Source organism: Micromonospora sp. M51, assembly GCF_018070305.1.
Lineage (GTDB): Bacteria > Actinomycetota > Actinomycetes > Mycobacteriales > Micromonosporaceae > Micromonospora > Micromonospora parva.
The window spans coordinates 1-5563 of the sequence record NZ_JAGPXZ010000398.1; the positions used below are offsets into that span (position 1 = coordinate 1).

A 5563-nucleotide genomic window follows, 5' to 3' on the forward strand; every position below is an offset into this window, starting at 1 on the left:
GGTCGCCCAGTCGGCCTCGACGTCGACAGTCTTGGTCTGGCTGACGTAGTTGCCGGCGGACGCGGTGAACGGGTGCTCGCCGGTCAGCGACGAGTAGATCCAGTAGAAGCCGTCGGCCAGCTCCGGGTCGTCCGGGGTCGCCACCGTGACGGCCTTCTCGGCGGGCCGGTCCTTGCTGGTGACGGTCGCGCCGTTGACGTAGCTGCCGTCGTTCTTGTCACGGACGTTGCCGACGACCAGACCACCGTCGACCGGCACGCAGGTCACCTGGCTGCCGATCAGGACGTTGTCGACCTCCCACCACCACTCGTACGAGGCGTCGTAGTAGTGGAACCGGACCTGCACCCGCGCCTGACCGGCCGCCTGCGGGATCGGGATCTCGGTCAGCTTCGGTCCCCGGACGTCCGTCTCCTGCCGGAGCACGTTGGTCCAGGTGGCACCGCCGTCGATGCTCAGGTCGACGTCGGCGGTGTCGTCGTTGAGCTGGTTGAAGTCCTGGTTGAACCGGATCACCGGGGCGGTGACGGCGGTCAGGTCGACCACCGGGCTGACCAGGGAGGTGTCCTGGCTGGTGCCCGCACCGTAGTCGTCGCTGTCGATCATCGCGAAGTTGCCGCTGCCCCCGGTCAGGTTGCCCCGGTTGCCGTCGTCGGTGAACTTCCAGACCTGACCGCTGCCCGCGTTGTCCACGACGGTCCAGCCGGCCGGCGTGGTGGTGGCGTCGAAGGTCTCGTACTCACCGTCGGAGCCGAACGTGTACCCGGCGGCGGTGGTGCAGTCGGTGGTGTCCACCGGCACGGCGACGTTGGCGGTGACGTTGCCCGAGCCGACCACGACCTGCTTGGTGACGGTCTGGTAGCCGGGGTACTGCGACTCGTACGTCAGGGTGTACGTCTGCCCGGCCGGCAGCTTGATGCTGTAGCGACCGTTCGACGGGGTGGTGTAGTCGTAGACGCCGGACACGCCGGTCACTGTCACCTTCGCGTACAACGGCCAGCCGTGGCCGGAGCCGTCGGTGACCGCTCCGGTGACGTTGACACTCGGCACCGCGGTGAGGGCGACGTTGAGCGTCGTGGTCGTGCCCTTGGCGATGGTTGCCGTCGTGGTGGTGCCGCCGTACCCGAACGCCGCGACGGCGACCTGGTAGTCACCGGTGGGGAGCTGGGTCGAGAACTTGCCGTCGGCACCGGTGGTCAGCTCACGCTCGGACGGGCCGGTGAGCGTCAGCGTCGCGCCGGCGATCGGGGCGCCGGAGGCCGCGTCGGTGACAGTGCCGGCGAGCGTGCCGATGTCGCCCGTCGGGGCGGCGTTGAGCAGCGCGAGGGCGTCCAGTCGGCCTTCGCCGTAGACGTTGTTGTCGGCGGCGGTGCCACCGCACTGGTCGTCGGCCTTGTCGACCGCGGCGCCGTTGAGCAGTGCACGGGTCGCGTTGACGTCACCGATCAGCGACGGCGCCGCCGAGTACAGCAGCGCGATCGCCCCCGCGAGGTGCGGCGCGGCCATCGAGGTGCCGCTGATGCTGCCGTAGGCGCTGCCCGGGATGCTCGACCGGACGTTCACGCCCGGCGCGGAGATGTTGGGCTTGATCTCACCGTTCTGACCGGCGCCCCGGGAGGAGAAGCCGGCGACGTTGTTGTTGATGTCGTACGCGCCGGTGGAGTAGTTGCTGACGAGGCTGCCCGGCGAGCCACTGGTCTGGCAGGCCGGTCCGCTGTTGCCGTTGGACCAGACGCCGAAGATGCCGGACGCGGCCCAGGCGTTCGTCACGTCCTCCATGAACGGCTCGTTGGACGGGTCCCGGGTGCCCCACGAGTTGTTGATGATGTTCGGTCGCTTGCTCGCGTCCGCGTTCTGACCGTTGAGGTCCAGCGGCTCGAGCATCCACTGACCGGATTCGATCAGGGCGGCGTCACTGGGGCAGCACCCGTTCGCCGCGATCCACCTGACCCCGGGGGCGACACCGATCTGGTTCGCGCCGTCGGAGCCGGCCATGGTGCCCATCGTGTGCGTACCGTGGCCGTCGCCGTCGCAGGGAGCTGTCGCGCAGGCCCCGGTGGCGTTGGCGGCGTTGAACCAGTTGTAGTTGTGGTCGAAGGTCCCGTCACCGTTGTTGCCCCGGTAGGAGTTCACCAGCGCCGGGTGATCGAACTGCACCCCGGTGTCGATGTTCGCGATGGTGATGCCCTCGCCCTTGACGCCGTACTGGGACCAGACGTCGTCGGCGTTGATGTTGGCGATGCCCCACTCCAGGGCGTTCACCGTCTTCTCGTCGGCGCCCTTCGTCGTCTCCGGCACCTTGTACGCGACCGGGGCGTAGAGGCCCTCGACCTCCGAGTGGCCGGCGAACTTCTGCGCCATCGCCAGCGAGCCGCTGTTCACCTTGATGGCGTTGGTGGCCCAGAAGGTCTGGTACTTCGTGCCCGAGCTGTCGAGGTCGGCCCGGATCTTGCCCTGGCTCGCCGCGGCGGTCTTGCGCAGCGCGTCCGCCACCGCCGTGCCGCGCTTCGACCAGTCCTTGATGGCGCTGGCCTTGCTCAGGTCCGCCCGGTCCTTGAACCGGATCCAGAAGTCCCCTTCACTCTTGGCCTGGAGCTGCTTGGCGAGTTCGGGTCGGATCTTGTCCCCGGTCGAGGTGCCCGCCCCCATCGCACCGCCCGGCGCGGCCTGCGCGCCCGAACCGATGGTGGCCAGGCATGTCGCGGCGAGGATCGTCGCCGCACCGGCGCTCACCAGCGATCTGGCTGCGCGCCGCCATTGTGGACGTCTGAACATAGGTGCTGCCTCCCTCAGAACGACCCAGGGTGTAGTGGGCCATGGTGGACCTCCCCATGCACCGCGCGGGTCACGCCGGTTGCCCGAGTGGACACTATGATCGAGAAGAACGGACGATCAAGAACTTGCCGTGAGCAACTTGTCGCTAAGAGTCGCAGTGGCCGGCGGCGCGCTTGCCAATCATTGTCAGAACCGTGACGAGAGCTGGGCAGGGATGCCCATCGATCCCGGGTGGTGCGGTGGCCAAGGACGAGGCAACGGTGAACAGGGGTGATGCGGCCGACGAGCCGTTCCCGCTGCTGATCGCGGTCACCCCGTCGCCGGCCGAGCGCATCCGGCTCGCGGAGCTTCTCGACGGCATCGCGCCGCTGCTGCTGGTCGCCGACCTCGACGAGCTGCGCCGGCTGATCGCCGCTCCGCAGCAGGTCGCCGCCGCGTCCGAACCGGCGCCGGTCGCCACCCTGGTGATCGACTCCGCCCGCTCCAGCGCCCGCTGCGGAGATCGGGAGATCGACCTCACCCGGCTGGAACACGACCTGCTGACCTGCCTGATCACCGAGCCGGCCCGGGTGTGGAGCTACGCCGAGCTGCACCGGTCGGTCTGGGGTGACGAGGGGCGCGAACGCAAGGCGGACGTGCAGTCGCTGGTGAAGCGACTGCGCCGCAAGCTGACCGACCTGGGCACCGGGGCCACCATCGACGTGGTGCGCGGGGTGGGGCTACGGCTGACCGATCACCAGCAGGCCCGGGTCGAACGGGCCTGACAGCGACGTCGCCTGAACCGATCTCGACCGGAAGATCAGCAACAACCCCGGACCCCCACGACGTCGCACCGGGTGTCGACCGGTCAGATCAGCCCGGCCCGGGCCCACAGCAGACGCCCCGGCCCCGCCACCAGGCCGACACCCGCCAGGTTGGCGTGCACCCGCGCCGCCGACCAGCGCAGGGTGGCTCGCCAGTGCGGGTTGGCGCGGGCGGCGGCACGACCGACCGCCGGTGGAATGCCCACCGCCGCGTACACGTCGGGATGGACCAGGCGGTTGGCGATCGTGTAGGCGGCGCGGCCGACCAACAGCCGGGCGTACGCCATGCCCACCGGGCCGGTGGCCGCCACCGCGGCGGCCAACTCCTCGCGGGCGAACCGGACGTGCCGCGCCTCCTCCACGACGTGGATGCGGGAGACCATCCGGATCAACGGTTGGAGCGACTCGTCCGCCATGATCTCGCGCTGGAACGCGTCGAGGATCTCCTCCGCGATGAGGATCGCGGCGTACATCCGGGGGCCGCTGGCGGTGGCCTTGAGGAAGCGCCCGAGGTGATGGTCCACAGTGCTCGCGCGGTAGACCGGGCAACCCATCGCCTCGATCAGCCGGCCGAACATGATGGAGTGACGGCACTCGTCGGCGACCTCGGTCAACGCGTACTGGGCCTGGCGGCTGGTCGGGTCGGCGCGGTAGTACTCCCGGATCAGCATCTGCATGAGGATCGTCTCGAACCACAGCCCGGCGCTGGCGGCGCTGGCCACCTCGTGCCTCGTCAGTTCGACGCGCTGCTCCTCGCTGAGCCGCTCCCACAACGGCGTGCCGTAGAGGCTGCTGCGTTGTGGGGGCAGCCAGTAGGCGCCGGGAATGTGCGGGGCGTCCCAGTCGATCTCGACGGTGGGGTCGTAGCTGGTCCGCAGTGTGGACGTGAGCAGTCGCTCGGCGACCGCCGCGCGCTCGGTTTTCGCCGGTGCGGCCTCCATGACTCCTCCATATTGACGTGACGGCCGGTAACTGTTACGAGTAGTAGCATGCAATCGCCGCTCACTGATGTCAATGCATCCGACCCACCTCCGGCCGACGATCCGAAAGCGAAGGGCAACGGCCGCCGGGACCGCTGGGCAGATCATCGTGAGCACCGACGGCAGGAGTTGGTCGGCGCCGCCGTGCAGGCGCTGCTGCGACACGGCCCGGACGTCGACATGGAACAGGTCGCCGCCACCGCGGGCGTCAGCAAACCGGTCCTGTACCGCTACTTCGCCGACAAGTCGCAGCTCTGGGTCGCGGTGAGCGAGGTGGTGGCGGCCCGGGTGGTCGACGCCATCGCGCCGGCGATCGAGCAGGTCCGCGAGGAACGTGACCTGGTCGAGGCGACGATCGACGCGTACCTCGGGGTGATCGAGTCACAGCCCACGCTCTACCGGTTCCTGATGCGACAGTCCGGTCAACCCGGCATCCACCAGGTGGTCGCCGGCACCAGCCGGCAGGTCGCCGCCGGGCTGGCCCGGGTGATCGGTGACCGGCTACGGGCGCTCGGGCTGGACGCCGGCCCGGCGGAGCCCTGGGCGTACGGCCTGGTGGGCTTCGTGCAGGCGGTCGGCGACTGGTGGACCACGCACGGACAGCCGATCAGCCGGGCCGCCCTCACCGACTACCTGACCACTCTGCTGTGGAGCGGCATCGAGGGGGTACGCGCCAGCGCCGACCTGCCGCCCGAGCTGACCCGCGCCCACGAACGGATCGTGCCGTGACCTACCACGGCCCGGCGGGAGTCGAGGGCATCTCGGTCCGGGTGCACCTCAGCGGGCGGTGGGAGCCGGTCGACGGTCGCTTCCACTGGGGTGGGCGGATCGAACCGGCGCCACTGGTGACCCACCTGCTGCGCCGCGGGCGGCGCGACGTCGAGGTGCGCATCGCCGACCGGGTCCGACCCGCCCGACTGGCCGAGGTCGACCCGTGGGGCGGCGTACGCGTCACCGGCGTCGGCGATCCGCCCTGGCCGCCCGAGCCCGACCCAGCCGCCGCAACCG

At 69.9% G+C, this 5563-nt stretch carries 5 protein-coding genes; 3 read left to right on the top strand and 2 right to left on the bottom strand.

Annotated elements, in window-relative coordinates:
* Positions 1-2730 (bottom strand): S8 family serine peptidase (locus KBX53_RS20375; protein WP_309140818.1); only part of this gene is annotated, 2730 nt, incomplete at its 3' end.
* 302 nt (positions 2731-3032) lie between these two features.
* Here KBX53_RS20375 and KBX53_RS20380 point away from each other — a divergent pair.
* Positions 3033-3536, top strand: coding sequence for a winged helix-turn-helix domain-containing protein (locus KBX53_RS20380; RefSeq protein WP_245233752.1), 504 nt, complete (start codon positions 3033-3035; stop codon positions 3534-3536).
* A gap of 83 nt (positions 3537-3619) precedes the next feature.
* Here KBX53_RS20380 and KBX53_RS20385 read toward each other — a convergent pair whose 3' ends face one another.
* Complete coding sequence (locus tag KBX53_RS20385; RefSeq protein ID WP_030337025.1) at positions 3620-4516, bottom strand: diiron oxygenase; 897 nt, start codon at positions 4514-4516, stop codon at positions 3620-3622.
* 48 nt (positions 4517-4564) lie between these two features.
* Between KBX53_RS20385 and KBX53_RS20390 the strand changes: the two genes are divergently transcribed.
* Entirely contained in the window at positions 4565-5284 is a 720-nt protein-coding gene (locus tag KBX53_RS20390; RefSeq protein WP_030337026.1) for a TetR family transcriptional regulator, read from the top strand.
* Positions 5281-5563, top strand: a 283-nt coding sequence (locus KBX53_RS20395) for a DUF4873 domain-containing protein (RefSeq protein WP_210861047.1), incomplete at its 3' end; no start/stop codon positions are given. The genes KBX53_RS20390 and KBX53_RS20395, both read left to right, overlap by 4 nt.